A 21,918-nucleotide genomic window follows, 5' to 3' on the forward strand; every position below is an offset into this window, starting at 1 on the left:
ATCGTTTCACGCGGTCGTGTCGGTCGTCGCGGGTTCCGTTGCCGATTGAGGCGCGAGCGGCGGCTGCAATGCATCCAGTGCGTCGAGAATCGCTTCGGGCGTGGCCGGCGCGCGCAACGGCGGCGCGTCGCGCGCGTCCGGCACCGCAGCCGCGATCGCGTCGCGAATCGCGAGGAACACGGAGAACGGCAACAGCAGCGGCGGCTCGCCAACCGCCTTCGAACGGAATACGGTCGGCTCGGCGTTGCGGTTCTGATAGAGCTGAACGTGGAATGCAGCGGGCGTGTCGCTGACCGCGGGAATCTTGTACGTGGACGGCGCGTGCGTCATCAGGCGGCCGTCGCGGTTCCACCAGAGTTCTTCGGTGGTGAGCCAGCCCATGCCCTGAATGAAGCCGCCTTCCACCTGGCCGATATCGATCGCCGGGTTAATCGACTGGCCCGCGTCGTGCAGCACGTCCGCGCGCACCAGTTTCCATTCGCCAGTCAACGTGTCGATCACGACTTCCGACACCGCCGCGCCGTAGGCGAAGTAATAGAACGGGTGACCGGTCAGCGTTTTTGCATCCCAATGCACTTTCGGCGTGGTGTAGAAACCGTCCGACCACAACTGCACGCGTGCGAGGTACGCCGCGCCGACCAGTTGTTCGAACGGCATCGCGCCGCCGTTCACCGACACCTGGCCATTGGCGAATTGCACGTCGCCGGCGTTACCGCCGAGCTGTTTGGCCGCGAGTTCGGCGAGTCTTGCGCGAATCGTTTTCGCCGCGGCTTCGGCGGCTTTGCCGTTCAGGTCGCTGCCGGTCGAGGCCGCGGTCGCTGAGGTGTTCGCGATCTTGGAGGTATCGGTTGCGGTGACCCGCACGCGGGAGAGCGGCAAGCCGAGCTCATTGGCCACCACTTGCGCGACTTTGGTGTTAAGCCCTTGGCCCATCTCCGTGCCGCCGTGATTGACGAGTACCGAGCCGTCTTTGTACACATGCACCAGCGCGCCGGCCTGATTCAGAAACGGCACGTTAAACGAAATGCCGAACTTCACCGGCGAAAACGCGAGGCCGCGCTTGAGCACCGGACTGCCTGCGTTGAACGACGCGATCGCTTTGCGGCGCGCGCGATAGTCGCTGGTGCCGAGGAGTTCGTCGGTCAGCGGCGCGATGATGTTGTCTTCGACGCGCTGCCCATACGGCGTCGTATCGCGCTCGCCGATGCCGTAGTAGTTGGCGAGGCGCACGTCGAGCGGATCGCAATTCAAATGGCGCGCGATGCTGTCGAGCATCACTTCCATCACGAGCGCGCCTTGCGGGCCGCCGAAGCCGCGGAACGCGGTGTTCGATTGCGTGTTGGTCTTGCAGCACAGCGCGACGATGTCGACATCGGACAGGTAGTACGCGTTGTCGAAGTGGCACACTGCGCGCGTGGCGACCGCACCCGACAGGTCGGCGGAATAGCCCGCGCGCAACGCGATTTCCACGCGCACGCCGAGAATGCGGCCGCTCTCGTCGAAGCCCGCTTCGTAGGTATAGACCGCGTCGTGGCGCTTGCCGGTGATCATGAAATCGTCGTCGCGGTCGGCACGCAGTTTGACCGGACGGCGCAGCCGTTTCGCCGCCAGCGAGGCGACGCAGGCGAACAGCGCCGATTGCGATTCCTTGCCGCCGAAGCCGCCGCCCATGCGCCGGCATTCGCACACCACGTTATGCGCCGGCCAGTCGAGCATATGCGCGACCACCTGCTGCATTTCGCTCGGATGCTGGGTCGAACTGTAGACGAGCATGCCGTCCATTTCCTTCGGCACCGCGTACGCGATCTGACCTTCCAGATAAAACTGTTCCTGGCCACCGACTTCGAACGTGCCGCTGATCCGGTTCGGCGCGGCGGCGATCTTTGCATCCGGTTCGCCGCGCGTCAGATGCAGGGGCGGCAGCACGAACTGCTTGGCGGCCTTTGCCTCGGCGGGCGTGAGGATGGCTTCGAGCGGCTCGTAGCGGATCACGTCGTCGCTCTTCGCGAGTGCGGCGGCGCGGCGTGCGAGTTCGTGACTTTCGGCGATCACGGCGAAGACCGGCTGGCCGAGATACAGCACTTCATCGACCGCGAGAATCGGGTCGTCGTGCAGCACCGGGCCGCAATTGTTCTCACCGGGAATGTCTTCGGCGGTCAGCACGGCAATCACGCCCGGCGCTTGTCTGACGGCGTCCAGATCCATCGACACGATTCGCGCGTGCGCGTGTCGCGACAGGCCAAGCGCCGCGTGCAGCGTGCCTTGCAGCTCGGGCACGTCGTCCGTGTAGGTGGCTTCGCCGCTCACATGCAGCGCAGCCGATTCATGCGGCAGCGACACGCCGATCGACGCGTCGCTTTCATGAGCGGCGGCAGCGTGCCCTGCGGCGGGGTCGACGAAAGCATCGGTCCGGTTCATCACGACGGCTCCTTCGCAACGGCGGCGTCCGGCGCGCCGGCTTCGAACGCGAACGCATTCACGTCGAAGAGGGCGAGCGGCGCGTCATCGCGCGTTTCGAGGTGGAAGCGCCACAACAGATTGCGCGCCACTTTCAGCCGGTAGGCGCTCGAAGCGCGCATGTCGGTGAGCGGCCGGTAATCGGCGACGAGCGCATTCATGGCTTGCCGCGCGGTGCTTTCGTCCCATGTTGCGCCATTCAAGGCCGCTTCGGTTTGCGCGGCCCGCTGCGGCGTGGCGGCCATGCCGCCGAACGCGATGCGAGCTTCCTCAATGCTCCCGTTTGCGCCGACGTGCAGCGCGAACGCCGCGCACACGGCCGAGATGTCCTGATCGTAGCGCTTCGACACCTTATAGGTGCGAAAGCGCAGATTGCCCACCGGCCGAGGCACGCGCAGCGCCGCGACGAACTCGCCGGCGGCGAGCGCGGTTTTCTGATAGCCGAGGTAGAACGCATCGAGCGGGAGCGTGCGGGATTGCGGACCGTGGCGCAGCACGACTTCCGCGCCGAGCGCGAGCAGCGCCGGCATCGAATCGCCGATCGGCGAGCCGTTCGCGACGTTGCCGCCGAGCGTGCCGGCATTGCGGATCGGCAGCGACGCGAAGCGCGTCCACAGTTCGGCGAGTTCGGGGTAGTCGACGGCCAGTGCCGCGTACGCGTCTTCGAGCGTGACGGCGGCGCCGATGGTCAGCGTCTGCGCGTCGCGCTCGATCGTCTTCAATTCGGCGACGTTGCCGATATACAGAATGTCGCCGAGATCGCGGAATTGCTTGGTGACCCACAGGCCGACGTCCGTGCTGCCGGCCAGCAGTCGTGCATGCGGATGGTCGGCGCGCAGTTTGGCGAAGGCATCCAACGAGACCGGCGCATAAAAGGCGGGTGAGCCGAACTCGACGCCGCGCGTGTCGGGTGCATGGTATTCGAAGGTGTCGCGCCGTTGCAGTGCGCGCAGCTTGTCCGCGACGGCCTGGCGGTCGAGCGTCACGCGCGGATATTGCGGGTAGTCGAACATCTTCTGCGAGGCGTCGACAATCGGCCGGTAGCCAGTGCAGCGACACAGATTGCCGGAAAGCGCGGCGTTGATTTCATCGCGCGTGGGCAGGCCGGCGGCGGCCGGCTGGTTTTCGTACAGCGCCCACATCGACATGACGAAGCCGGGCGTGCAGAAGCCGCATTGCGAACCGTGGCAGTCGACCATGGCTTGCTGCACGGGATGCAGCGCGCCGTCGGCGGCGCGCAGGTCTTCGACCGTGAAGAGCGCGCGGCCGTCGAGTGTGGGCAGGAACTGGATGCAGGCGTTAACCGCTTTCAGCGCGAGGCCGCCGTGTGCGTCCAGTTCACCGACGACGACCGTGCAGGCGCCGCAGTCGCCTTCCGCACAGCCTTCCTTGGTGCCGGTGCAATGCAGATCCTCGCGCAGATGCTGAAGCACGGTGCGCGACGCAGGGACGTCCGCAACCTCACGGACGGACCCCTGGTGATAAAAGCGGATGGTTTGCGTTGTCATGGCGAATCCGAAAGACAGTGCGGACCGGGCGCGCGTTACGCATGGGGTCGCGCCGAAGCCGGCCTCGCGCACGTAGATCGCCATCCAGGTTCGACGATAGCATTACCTTGTCCCAAAAATATTTCCGATGTCGCATGAAGCTTATTCGGAAGCGGTCATGAGATAAGTACGATTCGCGTTAAGGCCGGAAGTTGCGTAGGGTGGGGCGCGGGCGGAAAGTCACGCGGGGCGGGGGACGGCGAGGTAAAACGGACGCCGCCCAGCCGCCGGATGCGGGGATCGTGGACGAAAAAACGCCGGATTTCGCGCTGCCGTAGGTGGCGGCACGAAATCCGGCGCTAATCAGTGCAGTGCGGCAAAGGCGGCAAAGGCCGCGATGGCACCAGCCCGATCAGGCGATCCGGCGGCGGTTGCGGACCAAAGTCAGCGCCAACGGAATGAACGCGATCACAAAGGCGACCAGTGACCATTGCGGCAGCGTCAGGCCCAGAATCGGCGGATAAGCCGTTTCGCACAGGCCGGCGACCTTGAACACGCCCGGCAGCCAGTGCGCGGGCGGCAGGCTGTCGACCAGCGGCTGCAGCGCGTCGAAGCCGCAGCTAAAGCCGGGATTGGCCTGGACATACACATGGCGCGCGGCCGTCACGATGCCGCCGAGCGCCGACAAGGCCGCCAGCACTTCCAGCAGACGCACGCCGCGCCAGCTATTGAAGCGCGCGCCGAGGAACGCAAAGATCGCGATCAGCAGGAAGAAATACCGCTGGATGATGCACAACGGGCACGGGTCTTCGTGCAGGAAGTACTGCAGATACAGCGCGCCGCCCACCAGGGCGACGCAGATCAGGGCAAGCAGAACCAGCAGGGAGCGCTCGCGGCGCAGCATCGCAGTGTCGTTATTCATGGATCGTGTGGCTGTCTCTGGAAACAGAAAGGGCGGGTGCCCGCGATTCTAGCGCGAACCCCCGCCCTGCCGCTTATCCTGCTTTTACGACGTATTTCCCAATCAGCGAATCGCGTTCAGCACCGCTTCGGCGCCGCGGCCGATCGCCAGCAGCGCGTCGTCGGCGTGCGGCGCGCCGGCCAGCATCAGGCCCACGGGTGCGTCGCCGCGCAGGTGGCACGGCAGCGACAGCGCGCAGGTGTCGAGGAAATTGAACACGCTCGGGTTGCGCAGGATCAGCGCGTTGGTGCGGCCAAACGCGTCATCGTCGTCGACCAGATCGGCGACGCGCGGCGGCACCACCGGCACCGTCGGCGCCACCACCGCATCGAAACGCTGCCACAACGTGCGCGCGGCTTCGGCGAGCATCGCCTCGCGTTCGGCGAGCAGATCCAGATAGTCGGCGGCGCTGGCCGGCTGACCTTTCAGAATGCGCACCAGCACGCGCGGGTCGTATTGGTCACGATGCTTTTCCAGCAGCGGACGATGCCACGCATACGCCTCGATCGGCGAGAACCCGAAGCGGTTGATCTCGGGCAAACGGTCGAGCGGTGCGAAACGCACCTCGCTGACAATCGCGCCGGCCGCTTCCAGATGTTTGAGCGCCGTGTCGACCGCCGCGGCGACCGCCGGCTCGACGCCGTCGGTCACGAAATTCGTCAATACGCCGAGGCGCACGCCTTCGAGCGGGCGGGCGGCCGGAATGCGCGGCTCGAGCCCGGCCAGCATGCGGTCCACCAGCGCGCAGCACGCCACCGACACGCCGATCGGCCCGAACGAATCGAGCGTCGATGAAAGCGGCACGCCGCCTTGTTTGGGGATGCGGTCGGCGGTCGGTTTGAAGCCGGTCAGGCCGCACAGCGCCGCCGGAATGCGGATCGAGCCGCCGGTATCGGTGCCGAGCGCGATCGCCGCCATGCCGTCCGCGACGGAAGCCGCCGCGCCCGACGACGAACCGCCCGAAATCCGCTCATCGCCCTTCACGCCGCGCTGGTACGGCGACAGCGGATTGCCGTAGTGCGGGTTCAGGCCCAGTCCGGAAAACGCGAACTCGCTCATGTTGGTGCGGCCAACGAGCACGGCGCCGGCCCGCTTCAGGCGCGCGACCGCGACGGCGTCCGCTTTGGCGGCGGGCGCGTCGGCGAGCACCACGGAACCGGCGCGAGTCGGCTGGCCTTCGATATCGAACAGGTCCTTGACCGACACCGGAATCCCGGCGAGCGGCGACAGCACCGTGCCGGCGGCGCGCAGCCGGTCGTGCGCGTCGGCGGCGGCGCGGGCGCTGTCCGCGTCGACATGCATGAAGACGGCTGCGCCCTGGCCGGCCGGATCGGCGATCCGCTCGAGCGCCGTCTCGACGAGCGCGCGACTGGTGGTGCGTCCGGCGCCGAGGGCGGCGGCAAGCTGGGCAAGCGGCGGAAAGGGCGTGAATTCAGTAGCCATGATGTCGATGGAAATCCGGTTGAAGCGCGCGAAGCCGGTGGGAGGGCTCACACGCGGTGGCTTAAATGCGATTGAAGAGGGTCGCGCGGAACGCTTCGATATGTTTTTGCACCGATTGACGCGCGCCTTCGGCATCGCGTTCACGCAGCAGGCGAAACAGTTCGAGATGTTCCTCGTGCACGTCTTCCAGATGATGCGGCTCGGACAGCGAAATGAACCAGAAGCGCAGCGAGCGCTCGTGCAACCCACGCAGAATGTCGGCCAGCACGGGATTGCGCGAGGCGGCCGAGATCGCCAGATGAAACTCGCGGTCGATATCCATCATGCCTTCGATATCGTGCGCGGCCACGCACACGGCCGAGCGGTCCAGCAGCGCCTGCATCGTGTCGTAATCGTGCTGTTGCGCGTGGCGCGCGGCCAGCTCGACGCAGTAGCTTTCGTTGACGAGGCGCACGTCGATGATCGCCAGCACGTCGTCGAGCGAAACCGGGCGGACCATGATGCCCTTGCGCGGCATGATGGTCAGCATGCCTTCGTGCACCAGCCGGTGCAGCGCCTGATGAACCGGTGTCCTGCCGATGCCGGTCAGCGCCATCAGTTCCGCTTCGTTGAGCACCTCGCTCGGCCGCAGGCGCATGGTGATGATCTCGCGCTTGACGAACGCATACGCCTGCTCGGCGAGACTCGCGGCGGCGGTCGCTCGGGTGGGTTTGGAAGGGCGGGCGGTCTGCAAAAGCGTCATGTGAAGAGGAAGCGGGCGATGTCGTCCGCATTGTAGAGCAAGGTTTTGCGCACGCGACGCGCGCCGGATGCGCACCGCGGCTGGTGGGCGATCAGCCTGCGCTTTCCAGACGCGGCGCACATGAATCGCAGTCCCGCGCTTGCGTTCTGCGCTTGCGTGCGTTTTGCACGCCGCCCGTGCTGTTTCGCGCGACCCCCGTATTCTCTGCGGGCGCTGCGCCAGATCGCGTCCATCACCGCCTGTCAGGCGCGGCTCGGCGAAACCGCCGCAGCATGCTGCACCTTGACGCGCGGCATCATCAACGTGACCAGCCCGCCGACGATCAGCGCCCCCGCGATCAGCACGAGCCCGAACGTCACGCTGTGCGTCGCGTCCTTGACGATGCCGAGCACATACGGGCTCACATAGCCGGCGAGGTTCGCGATCGAGTTGATCACGGCAATGCCGGCGACGGCGGCCGTGCCTTGCAGGAACGTCGTCGACATCGACCAGAAAATGCCGAAGCCCGCGAGGATGCCGATATACGCGATCGACAAACCCGTCACCGCAAGCGGAATCGAGTTGGTCACCGAGGCGCTGCCGAGCAGCCCCGCCGCGCCGATGAAGCAGCACACCGCGTAGTGCCAGCGCCGCTCGCCCGTGATGTCCGAGGAGCGCCCGATCAGGATCATGCCGATGCCCGCCGCCAGATACGGAATCGCGGTCACAAAACCGTTGGTGACGAGGTTCGTCACGCCAAGATCCTTGACGATCTGCGGCAGCCAGAACGAGAAACCCGCATTGCCGGTGACGAGGCAGAAATAGATCAGCGTGAGCAGCCAGAAACGGCCCGAGCGCAACGCGACCGCCAGGCTGTGTTGCGCGCCGGCCGCCGCGGCCGCGCTGTTTTCCCGCGCCAGACGGCCGAGAATCACGCGCTTTTCGTCGTCGCTGAGCCACGCTGCTTCGGCGGGCGTGTTGCGCAGCACGGCGAGCGCCCAGAAGCCGGCGAGAATCGACGGAATGCCTTCGATCAGGAACATCCACTGCCAGCCGCGCAAACCGTGCGCTTCATGCAGCGCCGACATCAGAAAACCCGACAACGGCGCGCCGATAATGCCTGCCACCGGAATCGCCGCCATGAACACGGCGACCATGCGGGCGCGCCGGTCGGACGGAAACCAGAAAGTCAGGTAGAGCACCACGCCCGGCACCAGACCGGCTTCGGCCACGCCGAGGAAAAAGCGCAGCACGTAGAACATCGTTTCCGAGTGCACGAACATCATCAGACACGACAGCAGACCCCACAGCATCGTGATGCGGGCGATCGTGGCGCGCGCGCCGAACTTCTTGAGCAGCAGATTGCTCGGCACCTCGAACACGAAGTAGCCGAAGAAAAAGATCCCCGCGCCGAGTCCGTACGCCGCGTTCGACAGGCCGAGGTCGCCGGTGAACTGCAGCTTCGCGTAACCGATGTTGACGCGGTCCAGATACGACAGCACGTAGACGAGAAACAGGAACGGCATGATGCGCCACGTGATCTTGCGCAGGGCGGCGGCTTCGAGCCACGCGTCGGAAGACGCGTCGGCGGCGGATAGCGAAGGGGAGCTCATGGGTGCCTCATTCGACGATAGGGAGCGCGCGCACGCGATAGGCGTGGCGCAGCGTGCGGTTCAGAACGGGATCGTGCAATTCGAGTTCCAGCGCGTCGCCGTCGGCCATGCCGACGATGCCGCCCTGTACCGCCAGCGTGCCGCAGAACATCGCCGCGCCGGGCGCGAGTGGCGCTCGGGTGAGCAGATCGGCGGCCGGCAGCAGCGATGACACGCTGCCTTGCTGATAGACGCGCCGCTCGCCGTTGGTCACGGCATAAGCACGCAATTCCAGTTGGTCCCAGTGGCCGGATACATCGTCGAAACGCCAGGCGTCGCGTGCGACCGGTTTCGGGCAAACCTGTTTGGAGACGGTGACGCCGTAGGCCTCGACTTCGCGGTCGGTGTGGTCCGAACCGACGGTGACGAGCACGCCCGTCTTTGCATGCACCAGCACGCATTCGGCTTCGCCGCTCGACTTCATGCCGATCACGTCGATCTGCTCGGCCTGCGTCAGCAGTTCGGCGCCGAGGCGATAGAAGCACGGTGTGGTGGAGGGCCGCTTCACGCCGAGTTCGGCCAGTTCGGCAATGTGATGCTCGATCGCGGCCTGATCGCGCCCGGCCCAGCCGGCGATGGTTAGACGATTGACCTCGGCGGACTCCGCGCGGCTGTCGCCGGCACGTTCTGCCACGTTGAAAGACATCTGCTGCATGACTCGACTCCACTGAAAATATGCGTCAAATATTATTGTGATATTTCACAGGAGTCCAGCGTGTCAAAAACATTCCGCAGCGCGCGTCGGCGAGGTGCCGGCACGATGCCGCTGCGGCGGGCGTCCCGTCGGCAATCCAGCGCCGTTTGGCCGTTCGGGCGATTCGGCGCCTCGCGTTCCTTTGTTACACTGCGCCTTTGCAACTTTACTTTTTGTAAGGAAAGCGCTCATGCATCATGGCATCGGCTTCATTCAGGACCTGGCGGTCGTGATGGCGCTCGCCGGCGTCGTCACCGTGCTGTTCCATCGTCTGAAACAGCCGGTGGTGCTGGGCTACATCGCCGCCGGCGTGATCATCGGGCCGTACACGCCGCCGTTCCAGCTAATCCACGACGAGCAGACCATCCAGACGCTCGGCGAACTCGGCGTGGTGTTCCTGATGTTTTCGCTCGGCCTCGAATTCAGTCTGCGCAAGCTTTTCAAGGTCGGCGCCACGGCAATCGTCGCGGCGCTCTCCGAGATCGTGCTGATGTTGTGGCTCGGTTACGAAATCGGCAGCGCGTTCGGCTGGAGTTCGATGGATTCGCTGTTCCTCGGCGCGATCCTCGCCATCTCGTCGACCACGATCATCGTCAAGGCGCTCTCCGAACTGGGCCTGAAGCGCGAGAGCTTCGCGCAACTGGTGTTCGGCATTCTGATCGTCGAAGACATTCTCGCCATTGCGATGCTGGTCCTGCTGTCGGGCATTGCGCAGACCGGGCAGTTGAGCGCGGGCGTCGCCGTGGTCACGCTCGGCAAGCTGCTGCTGTTCATGACCGTGTCGCTGGTGGTCGGCATTCTGGTGGTGCCGCGCGCCCTGAACTATGTGGCGCGCGCGAAGAGCGACGAGATGCTGCTCGTCTCCGTGCTGGGCTTCTGCTTCGGCTTCTGTCTGCTGGTCGTGAAGCTCGACTACAGCATCGCGCTCGGCGCGTTCCTGATCGGCGCGATCATGGCCGAATCGCGCCATCTGCATCGGATCGAGCATCTGATCGCGCCGCTGCGCGACGCCTTTTCCGCGATCTTCTTCGTGACGATCGGTTTGATGCTGAACCCGGCCGTGCTGGTCGACTACGCCTGGCCGATCGCGGTGATCACGCTGGCGGTGATCGTCGGCAAGATCGTGTCGTGCGGGCTCGGGACCTTTCTCGCCGGCAAGGACGGGCGCACGGCGATGCGGGTCGGCATGACCGTCTCGCAGATCGGCGAATTCTCGTTCATCATCGCGTCGCTCGGTTTGACCCTGAAGGTGACGAGCGCGTTTCTGTATCCGATCGCGGTGGCGGTGTCCGCGTTGACCACGCTGTTTACGCCATACCTGATCCGCGCGGCCGACCCGCTGACCCAGCGCCTCGGTCACGCCATGCCGCGCACGCTCGCGAACGTGTTCGGCATGTACGGGCAATGGCTCGGCAGCCTGAGCACGACGAGCGGCGAGCCGACGCTGTTCAGCATGACGCGGCGGATCATTCTGCAGATCGCCGTCAATCTGGCGCTCGTCGCCGCGATTTTTCTGGGCGTGTCATATAGCGCGCCTTACACCAGTTCGCTGCTCGCGCACTGGCTCAGTTCCGAACCGATGCAGCGCGTCGTGCTATGGAGCGCCGCACTGGTCGTGTCGATGCCGTTCCTGGTCGCCGTGTATCGCAAGACCAAGTCGCTGGCCTTGCTGCTCGCCGAGGTCAGCGTGCAACCGGCCACAGCGGGGCGCTTCACGAGCGCGATCCGTTACGCGATCTCCGATCTGGTGCCGGTGGTCTCGATGGTCGGCGTGTTTCTGCTGGTCGCGGCGCTTTCAGGCGGCATTTTGCCGCCGACAGGCCTGCTTGCCGTGGTGCTCATCTGCGCCGCGTTGCTGCTCGCGCTGCTGTGGCGCTGGTGCGTGAAGATCCACGCGGCGATGCAAATCGCCTTGCGCGAGACTTTCAACGAACAGCCGGATCCTTAAAAGTCAGACAGGCTTTCGCCGCGGCCCTTTAACGGGAATCGTTGCGGCGCGTCGCAACAATGTGAGCAATTGTGTGCGGGTTTGCGGGGCTTGCTTCGCTAGCGGATAATCAGGGCATATTCATTCGTTCGCGTGGAAGGCGCCTGTCTGACTGTCATGAGCGAAAACAAACCTGAAAACGCCGGCAAGCCCGGCGATCTGACGCGGCCTTCGGCGTCGCCAGCGCCGTCCGGCACGCCGACAACTGGCTTGACGCCGGAAGAACCGGCGGCCTCGCTGCCTCTCTCGCACGAAGATGCCATCCAGTCTCCGATCAAGGACGCAGTGACGTCGCCGACCCATGCCGGCACCGGGTCTGCGACCACGACGGCGGCGGAGCAGGCAGCCGTGCGATCGTCGACCGACGATCCCGACAGCGCGTCGGCCGTCACGCCTACTGATCCGCACGCGGCGCGGCAACGCGACGCAGCCGAAGCACGCAGTTCGGCCGCCGCATCCACCGCGCAGCAGGAAGCCGAGGTTCATGAAAAGGAAGCCCGGCGCGCCGGAACATTCGCCGCGAAACCTGCTCCGAAACCCGCGCCGACCTTCGCGAGCAGCGAAGCTGTCGACGGCGAGCTGATTGCCTCGGTGGAAGACGCCACCGTTATCGAAGAGGTCCCGCGCCCCGCCGAGCAGAAGGCCGGCTCGCCGCCGCCCGGTTTCGGCGCGGCGCCTGACTTCACCGCGTCCAATCCACCGCCGCCCAATGCATTGCCGCCGTCGCCGCCGCGCTATCTGAAGCACAACGATTCGGCGTGGACCGTGTTCGGGCGCATCGTCGCGGCGCGCGCGCGGCAATTGTTCGATCGCGCGGGCCAACGGATCACGCAGCGCACGCTGCGCATCGGCGTGTCGGCGCGCATCTTCCATCCGGAGCCGGGTGCGAAGGGATTGCGCGGAAAAACCTTGCAGTATCTCGAGGAATCGATTGCGCATTGGGTCATGTCGCGCGACGTGCTGGTGTTCATGATTCCGACGGTCGGTCATCAAGGCATGCTGCATCCGAGCAATATCCGTTTGCGTGATTACGCGAAGCATCTCGACGGCCTGCTGTTGCAAGGCGGCGCCGACGTCTCGCCGCAGTCTTACGCGGAACAGGCAATCAGCCACGAGTGGCCTGGCGACCGCGTGCGCGACATGTACGAACTCGAACTGCTGCACGAGTTCATCGAGTCGGGCAAGCCGGTGCTCGGCGTGTGCCGGGGCTGTCAACTGATCAACGTGGCGTTTGGCGGCACCTTGTATCAGGACATCGCCACCGATGTGCCGACCGCCGGCGCCCACGTCAACGAGGACTACGATCAGCATCGGCACGGAATTCACTTCCCCGACGGCTCGACGCTCGCGAATATGTTTCCTGGCCAACGCGATGCGATCGTCAACTCGATTCACCATCAGGCGGTGAAGACACTCGGCCGCGATCTCAATATCGAAGCCGTGTCGGCGTCGGACGGCATCATCGAGGCCGTGCGCTACCGGCGTGCGCCGTTCGTGATGGGCGTGCAATGGCATCCGGAGTTTCATCGTGCGGGCGGGGCAGAACTGCTCGACTGCACGCCGTTGCTCGATACCTTCCTGCGAGTGGCGCGCGAAACGCGTTTTTAAGGCGGCTCGCTCCATATCGAGTCCGCGCCTTGGGCGCGCGGTTCAAAGGTTAAGTTGCAGAGGCTGATTCGTTCGAGGCGCACCACCGTTTTTTTGCGATGGTGCGCCTTGCGAATTTCGTGGTGCCGTTCTCATGGTGCGTTATTGATCGACGACTGGCGTGTCGCCTCGGGTTGAGCGCCGCGCGCTCTGCCGAGATCAACGGCATGTTTTGAATTGCGGGTGTCTCGTTGTCGAGACAGATAATCAGGAGTGCGTGTTTCTCATGGCCGGCACTCTATCCTCCTGTTTCGAGTCCGTTCACTGCTGGTTTTGCACCAACCAGGCGTAAGTTCAGGCTTGTCCAAGCGAGGCTGAACCTTCCTTTTTCGGCTTATCCGAATTTGTTTGTTTCGAGATTGCTGAAGCGATTTGGCTAAATTCTTAGGCAGCCATTTATCTCGATTTAAAGTCGGTCCGCGCGACATTTGAATGCTTCGTTTACGGACCAATCCGCGCGATAATCTGCGGCTGATTTGGATTCGCATGGAGCATGCACGTATGAAGTACCCCTTAATTGTACGGCGCGCCATGCTGCTCGCGACTTCGTGTGCGCTGTTGCAGCAGGGCGGTCTCGTACTGGCAGCGCAAGGCGGCGAGGCCGCGCCGATGGCCGGCACGAGGCCCGCCATCAACACCCTGACGCCGCAGCCCGCGGCTGACGCGCTGCGCAACACGGCGTCAGCCTCACCGGCTGCGGCGGGCGTTGCGCAAGGCAATGTCGCCGAGCTCATGCAGATGATTCACGACGCAAAGCTAAGCGAACTGCGCACCACGTATAACGGCAGTTACGGCGCCAGTCTGTTTTTCTATCCGCAGGAAATGACGTACTACGTTGCGTTGTTCCAGGACAAACATTTCTGGCGCGTGCTCAAGTCCGAAGACGCCGCGCGCGCGGAAGCGGTCTATGCGGGCTTTGCCCAGCAGACCGCGCAACTCGCCGATGTCGAGATTCGTCGCACGCAGTTGCAGGCGCAGAAGGCGTATATCGAAGACATCATTGCGTTATCGGAAGATCGCGCCAAGCGTCTGCAAGCCGATCTCGACGTGGCTCGCACGCAGCAAGCCAAGGTCAACGACTATCAGCGTCAGACGCAAGGCGAAGCGGCCGCGCTGCACGCGGAGAAGGAAAGGGCGCAGGCGCAGTTGCGCCAGGTGCAAGGCGAAGTGATGCAACTGCAGCGGCAAACCGAGATGGGATTGCCGATTCAGAAGTAGACGCATGAATGTAAGTAAGCCCGGCCATTCGCGAAATGGCCGGGCTTTTTTGTTTCAAGCTGCTGCGATTCGTGTCGTGCCTATTTCGCGAATTGGTCGGGAACCTCGGTCACACGCCGCTGCGACAGGCGGGTTATCCACTCCGTTTCACTGGTGCCGGACGCATTGGTCGCTGAGCTGGCGTGCGGCAGCGCCATCTGGCGCGGATGCGTTGCTGCGGACATGATCACGCCCGCGTATTCGTCGACGCCGAGTCGAGTCGGTGCTGGAGGTGAATAAGCGCCCGCAGCGGATGGCTTTGGCGGCAAACTTGCCGCCAGCCTTGGGACTGCGATGCGCGGCAGGTTAGCGGCAACTGCTGCCGCGTGTCGCGCTGGGTTGGCGGTGACAAACCGTGCGCTGTGCTGGCGGTTTTGTTCCTGCAGTGTGACGACCTTCTCGCGAAGGCGGTTGTGACGAGGTGATCCTGCTATATCCGCGGAGATACGCGCCTGAGCGGAAGGCAGTGCCCGAGTCTGAACCTGGGCCGAAGCCGTTGTAGACACCGTTGCCGCCGAAAGGCTGGACGCAGGCGCGAATGTTGGCTGTACGCGTGAGCGCTCTGGCGCAGACGCCGCAAGTGCGGCAGACGCGGCAGGTACGCGCAACGCACCGGTATCGACCGCGCGACCAGTAACCGTGGCGGGCGTCTGAAGGTCTGCTGACTGCGAGTCCCGATGACCCGATGCCCTGTCGGCGACAGGAGCGGCCATTTGACGATGCGCGAGATGATCGAACCCGACCCACGCCAGCACCGCAGCGCCGCCGATCACGCAGGCGCCGCCCGCTAAAGCGCCCCAAGGGTTGCCATACCCACGCGCCCTGGTTCCATACGCGGGCCGGACAATGGACTCAATGACGGGCGTTGCATCGGCCGCGTGCATGGCTGTCTCGGGCGATGCGTCAAAGCTCGGTGCCTGTGCCGCTATCGCGGCAGACCGAGGCTCGTGCGCAGGTGCGATCACGCGTTGTTCACCCAGCGGCGACCATCGGCAAAGCGAACGAATGGCCTGATCGCTCAGGCAGAACGTGCGCAGCATGGCCGCGTAGAGCGCCTTGAGTTCAGCCCGCAGACTGTAGCCCGGCGGAAGCAGCGCCCAGTCCCGGCCGAATGGCGCTGGCACATGAACCAGCGGGCGAACGCGCGGCAGCGCCAGATAGCCTTCGATCGGGGTGAACGGAATGGTGGACATCGGTCTTTTCCAGCGCCTCGTAAGGGGAGCGCCGATCGGCGATCCCGTGGTCTGCGGGGACTCGGGCCTCGGTGCGATGCGCGTGAACGCCATCCCTACACGGCACGGCGTGCGTCGACGCGAGGCGCCGGCGCCGTGCTCGCGACGAGCAAACGGGGCACAGGGACGTGTCGCTATGAAGCCATCGGAGTGCGGAGGATGATGCCAGGAAGCAGCCGACCTGGCGATCGGACGGTTCCGAAATGAGGTGCCGGTACCTCCATGATCGGGAAAACCTGGGATAACGAACAAGTGCGCCGCAGCGCCTCTACCGGTCGAGTCTGCGGTCGAGTCTGTATATGTAGCGCAACGCGGTAATGTCCACGCCGCCCATATGATCCGGTTCGGCGCCGGCAAATTGCCAGCCTTGCCGTTCGTAGAAACCGATCGCCGGCGTATTCCCCTGAAGCACGTACAGATAGAGTTGCGCCTCGCCTTGCGCGCGAGCCCAGTCTTCGGCGGCTCGCATCAGCAGCTTGCCGACTCCGATACCCTGGTAGGCCGGCCGCGCGTGCAGGTTATCGAGCAGCACGCCCCAACTGGACTCCGGTTGACGTTCAACGCACACAAACCCGGCCGCCTCGCCAGCGAGTTCGGCGATCAGCACGATGCGCCGTTCGCCGCCGGGCGCGCTGAGACGAGCCTCCCAGTACGCGGCGCGCTCCTGCGTGACTTCGCCGTCGAGAAAGGCTTCGGGCAGCAGGCCGCGATAAGTGGCCTGCCAACTGCTGCTGTGGATCGAAGCAATGAGCGCGGCATCCGCGAGCGTCGCGGGGCGCAGTGAAAGAGCGGGGGTGGTTCGCATCGGTAGTGCTCAACGGAAATGCCTGACTGCAAAAATGTTACCGCGACCACAGGTGACACCATGTGTAATGAAACTGTATGCATTACGCGACAGCTTTATCAACGGTAACATTACGTGGAGCGAGCGCTGCATGATTCACAACGTTTACCCGGATACCATGGGAATCCGTTCCGCATGAAAATGCAGCGCCCCCGGCGCGTTCTTTCTATCCGTGCGCGGCATCCGCTTGCCGAGCGCAGTGGATCGTTTCAACTGCCTGGCCGCCACTGTCTCTTTCGTGGCAGCAGGCTCATCAGAGAATGTCATGTCTACTGCGTCACACGCTACTTCCTCAGCGGAAGAATCCAAGGTCAAGACAGTATTCCGCGTAGTCAGCGGCAACTTTCTTGAGATGTACGATTTCATGGTCTATGGCTATTACGCTTCGGCGATCGCCAAGACCTATTTCCCGAGCGGCAACGAATTCGCCTCGTTGATGCTGTCGCTGTCGGTGTTCGGCGCGGGCTTCCTGATGCGGCCGCTCGGTGCGATCGTCCTCGGCGCCTACATCGACCATCACGGCCGGCGCAAAGGCCTGATCCTCACGCTCGGCCTGATGGCGCTCGGCACGCTCACGGTGGCGTCGATTCCAGGTTACGCGACGATCGGCGTGCTGGCGCCGGTGCTTGTTCTGTTAGGCCGACTGTTGCAAGGCTTTTCCGCCGGGGTCGAACTCGGCGGCGTGTCCGTGTATCTGTCGGAGATCGCCACCAAGGGCAACAAGGGCTTCTATTGCGCGTGGCAGTCGGGCAGCCAGCAGGTTGCCGTGGTGTTCGCCGCGCTGATTGGCGTGTTCCTGAACAAGATGCTGCCGGCCGACCAGATGAGCGCCTGGGGATGGCGCGTGCCGTTTCTGATCGGCTGCCTGATCGTGCCGTTCCTGTTCCTGATCCGCCGTTCGCTGCAGGAAACCGAGGAATTCAAGGCACGCAAGCATCACCCGAAGATGGGCGAGATCATGAAGACGATGGCCGCGAACTGGGGCATCGTGCTGGGCGGCATGGGCATGGTGATCATGACCACCGTGTCGTTCTACATGATCACGGCGTACACGCCGACTTTCGGCAAGGAAGTGCTGAAACTGTCCTCGATCGACACGCTGATCGTCACGGTCTGTATCGGTCTGTCGAATCTGATCTGGCTGCCGCTCGCGGGTGCGCTGTCGGACCGTATCGGCCGCCGTCCGGTGCTGCTGGCCTTCACGATTCTGACCATCATTACCGCGTATCCGGCTCTGCAATGGCTGGTGGCGGATCCTTCGTTCGCGCGTTTGCTGGCCGTCGAACTGTGGCTGTCGTTCCTGTACGGCAGCTACAACGGCGCGATGGTCGTGGCGCTGACCGAAGTCATGCCGGTCGAAGTGCGGACGGCCGGTTTCTCGCTCGCCTACAGCCTCGCCACGACGATCGGCGGCTTCACGCCGGCTATCTCGACGCTGCTGATTCACACCACCGGCAACAAGGCTGCGCCGGGACTGTTCCTGGGTCTGGCGGCGATTTGCGGGTTGATTGCGACGCTGGTGCTGTACCGCACGCCGGAATCGCGCGATCAGTATCGGACGGCCTGAGCTTCGGCGGTCACCGTTCATGGGTCAAAAAAAACCCCGCGTTCGTGAGAACGCGGGGTTTTTGTTTTTGGCACAGCGGCTACGCCGTGTTCACCGCACGGCGTCCCGTTACTGCTTGCGCAATTCGTTCGCCACGGTTTCGACAACTTCGCTCCACGCACCAGGTTGCGGCTGACGCACCAGTGTCGCGCCGGGATACCAGGGGCTGCGCGCCTCGCCGGCGAACCAGCGCCAGTCTGCCGCGAACGGCAGCATCAACCAGAGCGGCTTGCGCAGCGCACCGGCCAGATGCGCGATGGAGGTATCGATCGACACCACCGCGTCGAGCCGTTCGATGATCGCAGCGGTATCCGCGAAGTCGCCGATGCGTTTGTCGAAGCGATGAATCGACGCCGCGCGCGGATGCGCGTCGAGCGCCACGCGCTCGTCGGCGCTCAACTCCGGTTGCAGCACGATCCAGTCGATGCCTTCGAGCGCGAACAGCGGATCGAGCGCGGCGAGCGGCATCGAACGTGTTTCATTCTGCTGGACGCGGCCCGACCACACGATGCCGATCTTGCGTTTTGCCTGACCGCCGAGCGAGCCGCGCCATTTGCGGCTGTAGGCGGGCGGCACGCTGAGGTAAGGCGTGCGGGCGGGAATAGTGTCGTAGGTGGTGCCGAGTGCGAGCGGCAGGCTCAGCAGCGGACATTGCAGATCGGCGGCGGGTCGTGGCGTGCCCTGAGCGATCAGCGTCACGCGCCAGGCTTGCGCGGCAGGCGCCAGCAACGGCAGCAGTTGCGGTTGCACTTCGAGTATGACGCGCGCCGCGCGCTGCGTGGCGAGCGGGACGAAGCGCACGAATTGCAGCGTGTCGCCGAACCCCTGCTCGGCATGGACCAGCAACGTATGCTGCGCGATCGGCTCGCCGTGCCAGCGCGGCAGCGTCTGGATATCCGGCTGCGCCATGGTTTGCAGACGCCACTCGTATTCCGGCAGTCCGCGCGCGAAATCGCGCATCGCGAGCCATGCGAGCGCGCGGTTCATGTGCGCGGAGGCGAGGTCGGGGCGCAGGCGCAGCGCCTGATCGAAAGCGCGCACGGCGGGACCATGCGCGCCCAGCGCCTGGTGCGCGGTGCCGAGACTCAGCCACGCTAGCGCGAATTGCGGATCGAGACCGACCGCGCGCTCGAGGTAGGGTAGCGCCTGCGCATGGCGTCCCAATGCCGCGAGCGCATTGCCCATGCCGAAAATGGCCGGCGGCAGGTTCGGCTGCAAGGTCAGCGCCGCGCGGAACGATTCGACCGCTTCCGCATGGCGGCCGGTGGCGTCGAAGGTATTGGCGAGGTTGAAGTGCGCGGCGACGAAGCGCGGCTCGGCCGTCAGCGCCGTCTGGAAACACGGGATCGCCTCTGCCGCGCGTCCGAGCGCGTTCAGCGACATGCCCATGTTGTTGAGCGCGCCGGCGTGGCCAGGACGCAGCTCCAGCGTGCGCCTGAACGCGGCGATGGCTTCCGTGTGACGCCCGAGCGCGTGCAGCGCGTTGCCGAGGTTGTTGTGCGACGAGGCGTCGTTCGGTTGCAGGCGCAACGATTTTTCGAACGCGTCGGCGGCGTCTTCGTGACGGCCCGCCGCGGCGTAGGCGTTGCCCAGGTTGTAGTGCGCCATGGGGAACGACGGCGCGAGCGTCAGCGCGTTGCGGAACTGTTCGATCGCGTCGTCGATCTGGCCGAGCGCCTTTAGCGCGTTGCCCAGATTCAGCTGCAGCGTGGCGTCTTCCGGGCGCAGGTTCACGGCGCGCCGGACGAGTTCGGCGGCTTCGGCGTGCTGACCCTGCTGGTGGCGCAGAACGCCCAGCAGGTGCAACGCATCGACGTGCGCGGGGTTGCCGTCGAGCGTCGCGCGGTAGCCGCGTTCGGCGTCTTCGAGGCGGCCGTCACGATGCGCCGCGAAAGCGCGGTCAAATACAGGTTGCATGACGGGGGATGGCATTCGGGTGAGGCAGAGGCCGCATTTTCCCACACTCGCCAGAGCGCGCTCCGATTTGACCGGTTGTCCCGGTATCTATAATGTGTGAGCACATGTTCATATGTGGTGCCGAGCCGCCGTCCGTCATGGCTTCTTCCCTCGCTGCATCCACTTCGCTTACCGCCATCGACGATCGCCCGGCCGATACCATCGTGCCGCTGGCCGACCTGTTTCGCCTGCTCGGCGACCCCACGCGGTTGCGCATCGTGCTGGCGTGTCTCGACGAGCGGCGCGCCGTCGGGGCGATCGCCGAGGCGCTGGGTTTGTCGTCTTCGCTGGTGAGCCATCATTTGCGGTTGCTGCGTGCGGCGCGAATCGTGCGTGCGCAGCGGCAGGGTAAGCAGGTCTTCTACCTCGCCGCCGATCGCCATATCAGCGCGATGCTGGCCGGGATGCTCGAACACGTGGCCGAACCGGCCGGCAATGATTCTCTGGATCAGTCATGAAGAAACCCGAAACCCTGAACGGAACTGCGGCGGATCAAGAGGACGCGCACGCGTCTACGCCGCTCGATGTGAGCGACAGCAAGGGCGTTCAGTCTGATGGCGGAGCGCCGCGCGCCGCGCACACCAGGTCAGAACTTGACTGGGCGGGAAGCGGGCAAGGGAGCGAAGCGCATGAGCGTGGCGAGCACGGTAGCCACGATAGCCACGATAGCCACGGCAACCACGGCAACCACGGCAACCACGGCAACCACGGCAACCACGGCAACCACGGCAACCACGGCAACCACGGCAACCACGGCAACCACGGCAACCACGGTCCCGCCAGCCATTCCCACAGTCACGGCCACGCCGGCCACCACCACGCTCACGCTCCGGTTGCCGGTCACGGCCGCGCGTTCGCCCTGGCGGTCGTGCTCAACATCGCGATCGTGGTGGCCCAGACGGTCTATGGCGTGCTCGCCCATTCCACCGCGCTGCTCGCCGACGCCGGCCACAACCTCTCCGATGTCCTCGGTCTGCTGCTCGCGTGGGGCGCCGCCTGGCTCGCCACGCGCAGGCCGTCGGCGCGCTACACGTTCGGTTATGGCAGCTCGTCGATCCTGGCCTCGCTCGTCAACGCCGGGCTGCTGCTGTTCGCGTGCGGCGTGATCGTCGCGGAAGCCATCGGGCGTCTGATCAATCCGGCGCCGGTGGCGGGGCTCGCCGTGTTCGTCGTGGCGATGGGCGGCGTGGTCATCAACGGAATATCCGCGTGGCTTTTCATGCGCGGGCAGCAGGATGACCTGAACATCCGCGGCGCGTTCCTGCACATGGCGGCGGATGCCGGTATCTCGGCGGCGGTCGCCGTGAGCGGCCTCGTGATTCTCTATACCAACTGGACGTGGCTCGACCCGGTGATGAGCCTGCTCGTGGTGGCGGTCGTGGTGGCCGGCACCTGGAGCCTGCTGCGCGATTCGGTGCGCCTTGCGCTCGACGCCGTGCCGCCCGGCGTCGATCTGCAAGGCATCCGCGACTATCTGGCGGGGCAGCCGGGCGTCGTCGACGTTCACGATCTGCACGTGTGGGCGCTGTCCACGACCGGCAACGCGCTCAGCGCGCACTTGGTGATGCCGGCGGGCCATCCGGGCGACGAATCGCTCGACGGCATCGTTCTCACGCTGCGCGAACGTTTTTCGATGCACCATGCGACGCTGCAAGTGGATCTTGGTACGACGCAGCATCGCTGCGCGATGGATCATGCGCCGCACGCGCATTGAGGCTGACAGGAACGCGTTGCGAGGTCACGGCACGGGCAGAGCGCTGAAAGCAAGAAGCAGAGCGCAGGAAGCAGGAAGCAGAGCGCAGGAAGCAGGAAGCAGAGCGCAGGAAGCAGGAAGCAGGAAGCAGGAAGCAGGAAGCAGGAAGCAGTCACCGCCGTCACGCCGAACCCATGCTCGCTGCGCGATTGATGCACCGCAACCGTTGTTGAGCAGGCGATCGTCGCGCCCCTAGCGGACTTCCTGGCGGCGTACACTAG

Annotated in this window: 16 protein-coding genes; 6 read left to right on the forward strand and 10 right to left on the reverse strand. The window is 64.8% G+C overall.

Translation table 11 applies throughout. The annotated features are described in order from the left end of the window. Positions 1-6 precede the first annotated feature (6 nt). The 7 genes from xdhB to P0D71_RS28500 form a co-directional block, all read right to left on the reverse strand. Positions 7-2,418, reverse strand: coding sequence for a xanthine dehydrogenase molybdopterin binding subunit (gene xdhB, locus P0D71_RS28470; RefSeq protein ID WP_408185342.1), 2,412 nt, complete (start codon positions 2,416-2,418; stop codon positions 7-9). Next, a complete protein-coding gene (xdhA, locus tag P0D71_RS28475) occupies positions 2,418-3,965 on the reverse strand; it encodes a xanthine dehydrogenase small subunit (protein ID WP_408483186.1) in 1,548 nt (515 codons plus the stop codon). The genes xdhB and xdhA overlap by 1 nt, the downstream gene beginning before the upstream one ends. Before the next feature lie 391 nt (positions 3,966-4,356). Then, complete coding sequence (locus tag P0D71_RS28480) at positions 4,357-4,866, reverse strand: disulfide bond formation protein B (protein ID WP_091799961.1); 510 nt, start codon at positions 4,864-4,866, stop codon at positions 4,357-4,359. 102 nt (positions 4,867-4,968) lie between these two features. Next, positions 4,969-6,348, reverse strand: coding sequence for an amidase (locus P0D71_RS28485; protein ID WP_408483206.1), 1,380 nt, complete (start codon positions 6,346-6,348; stop codon positions 4,969-4,971). 61 nt (positions 6,349-6,409) lie between these two features. Further along, positions 6,410-7,090 (reverse strand): GntR family transcriptional regulator, encoded by a 681-nt coding sequence (locus tag P0D71_RS28490; protein WP_408483187.1) that lies wholly within the window; start codon positions 7,088-7,090, stop codon positions 6,410-6,412. A gap of 242 nt (positions 7,091-7,332) precedes the next feature. Continuing rightward, positions 7,333-8,682, reverse strand: coding sequence for an MFS transporter (locus P0D71_RS28495; protein ID WP_091799971.1), 1,350 nt, complete (start codon positions 8,680-8,682; stop codon positions 7,333-7,335). 7 nt (positions 8,683-8,689) lie between these two features. Then, complete coding sequence (locus P0D71_RS28500) at positions 8,690-9,376, reverse strand: DUF2848 domain-containing protein (RefSeq protein WP_408483188.1); 687 nt, start codon at positions 9,374-9,376, stop codon at positions 8,690-8,692. Between the two features lie 229 nt (positions 9,377-9,605). Between P0D71_RS28500 and P0D71_RS28505 the strand changes: the two genes are divergently transcribed. From P0D71_RS28505 to P0D71_RS28515, 3 genes are all read left to right on the forward strand, one after another. Beyond that, positions 9,606-11,363 carry a cation:proton antiporter gene (locus P0D71_RS28505; protein ID WP_408483189.1) on the forward strand — a complete coding sequence of 586 codons (1,758 nt, stop codon included), beginning with the start codon at positions 9,606-9,608 and terminating at the stop codon, positions 11,361-11,363. Between the two features lie 156 nt (positions 11,364-11,519). Next, positions 11,520-13,010 (forward strand): gamma-glutamyl-gamma-aminobutyrate hydrolase family protein, encoded by a 1,491-nt coding sequence (locus tag P0D71_RS28510; RefSeq protein WP_408483190.1) that lies wholly within the window; start codon positions 11,520-11,522, stop codon positions 13,008-13,010. Between the two features lie 540 nt (positions 13,011-13,550). After that, entirely contained in the window at positions 13,551-14,267 is a 717-nt protein-coding gene (locus P0D71_RS28515; RefSeq protein WP_408483191.1) for a DUF2968 domain-containing protein, read from the forward strand. 80 nt (positions 14,268-14,347) lie between these two features. Here P0D71_RS28515 and P0D71_RS28520 read toward each other — a convergent pair whose 3' ends face one another. Together P0D71_RS28520 and P0D71_RS28525 are read right to left on the reverse strand one after the other, a co-directional pair. Next, positions 14,348-15,499 (reverse strand): hypothetical protein, encoded by a 1,152-nt coding sequence (locus P0D71_RS28520; protein WP_408483192.1) that lies wholly within the window; start codon positions 15,497-15,499, stop codon positions 14,348-14,350. Positions 15,500-15,806: 307 nt separating this feature from the next. Continuing rightward, positions 15,807-16,343: a GNAT family N-acetyltransferase gene (locus P0D71_RS28525; RefSeq protein ID WP_408296408.1), complete on the reverse strand. Its 537-nt coding sequence runs from the start codon at positions 16,341-16,343 to the stop codon at positions 15,807-15,809. Positions 16,344-16,647: 304 nt separating this feature from the next. Between P0D71_RS28525 and P0D71_RS28530 the strand changes: the two genes are divergently transcribed. After that, positions 16,648-17,949, forward strand: coding sequence for an MFS transporter (locus tag P0D71_RS28530; protein ID WP_408483193.1), 1,302 nt, complete (start codon positions 16,648-16,650; stop codon positions 17,947-17,949). Positions 17,950-18,057: 108 nt separating this feature from the next. Here the strand turns inward: P0D71_RS28530 and P0D71_RS28535 are convergent, their stop codons facing one another. After that, positions 18,058-19,905 carry a tetratricopeptide repeat protein gene (locus tag P0D71_RS28535; RefSeq protein ID WP_408483194.1) on the reverse strand — a complete coding sequence of 616 codons (1,848 nt, stop codon included), beginning with the start codon at positions 19,903-19,905 and terminating at the stop codon, positions 18,058-18,060. Between the two features lie 137 nt (positions 19,906-20,042). Between P0D71_RS28535 and P0D71_RS28540 the strand changes: the two genes are divergently transcribed. Both P0D71_RS28540 and P0D71_RS28545 read left to right on the forward strand, forming a co-directional pair. After that, positions 20,043-20,402 (forward strand): ArsR/SmtB family transcription factor, encoded by a 360-nt coding sequence (locus tag P0D71_RS28540; protein WP_408185334.1) that lies wholly within the window; start codon positions 20,043-20,045, stop codon positions 20,400-20,402. Further along, a complete protein-coding gene (locus P0D71_RS28545; RefSeq protein ID WP_408483195.1) occupies positions 20,399-21,658 on the forward strand; it encodes a cation diffusion facilitator family transporter in 1,260 nt (419 codons plus the stop codon). Before P0D71_RS28540 ends, P0D71_RS28545 begins: the two co-directional genes overlap by 4 nt. Positions 21,659-21,918 lie beyond the last annotated feature (260 nt).

Source organism: Paraburkholderia sp. RL17-383-BIF-A, from assembly GCF_046028015.1.
Classification (GTDB): Bacteria; Pseudomonadota; Gammaproteobacteria; order Burkholderiales; family Burkholderiaceae; genus Paraburkholderia.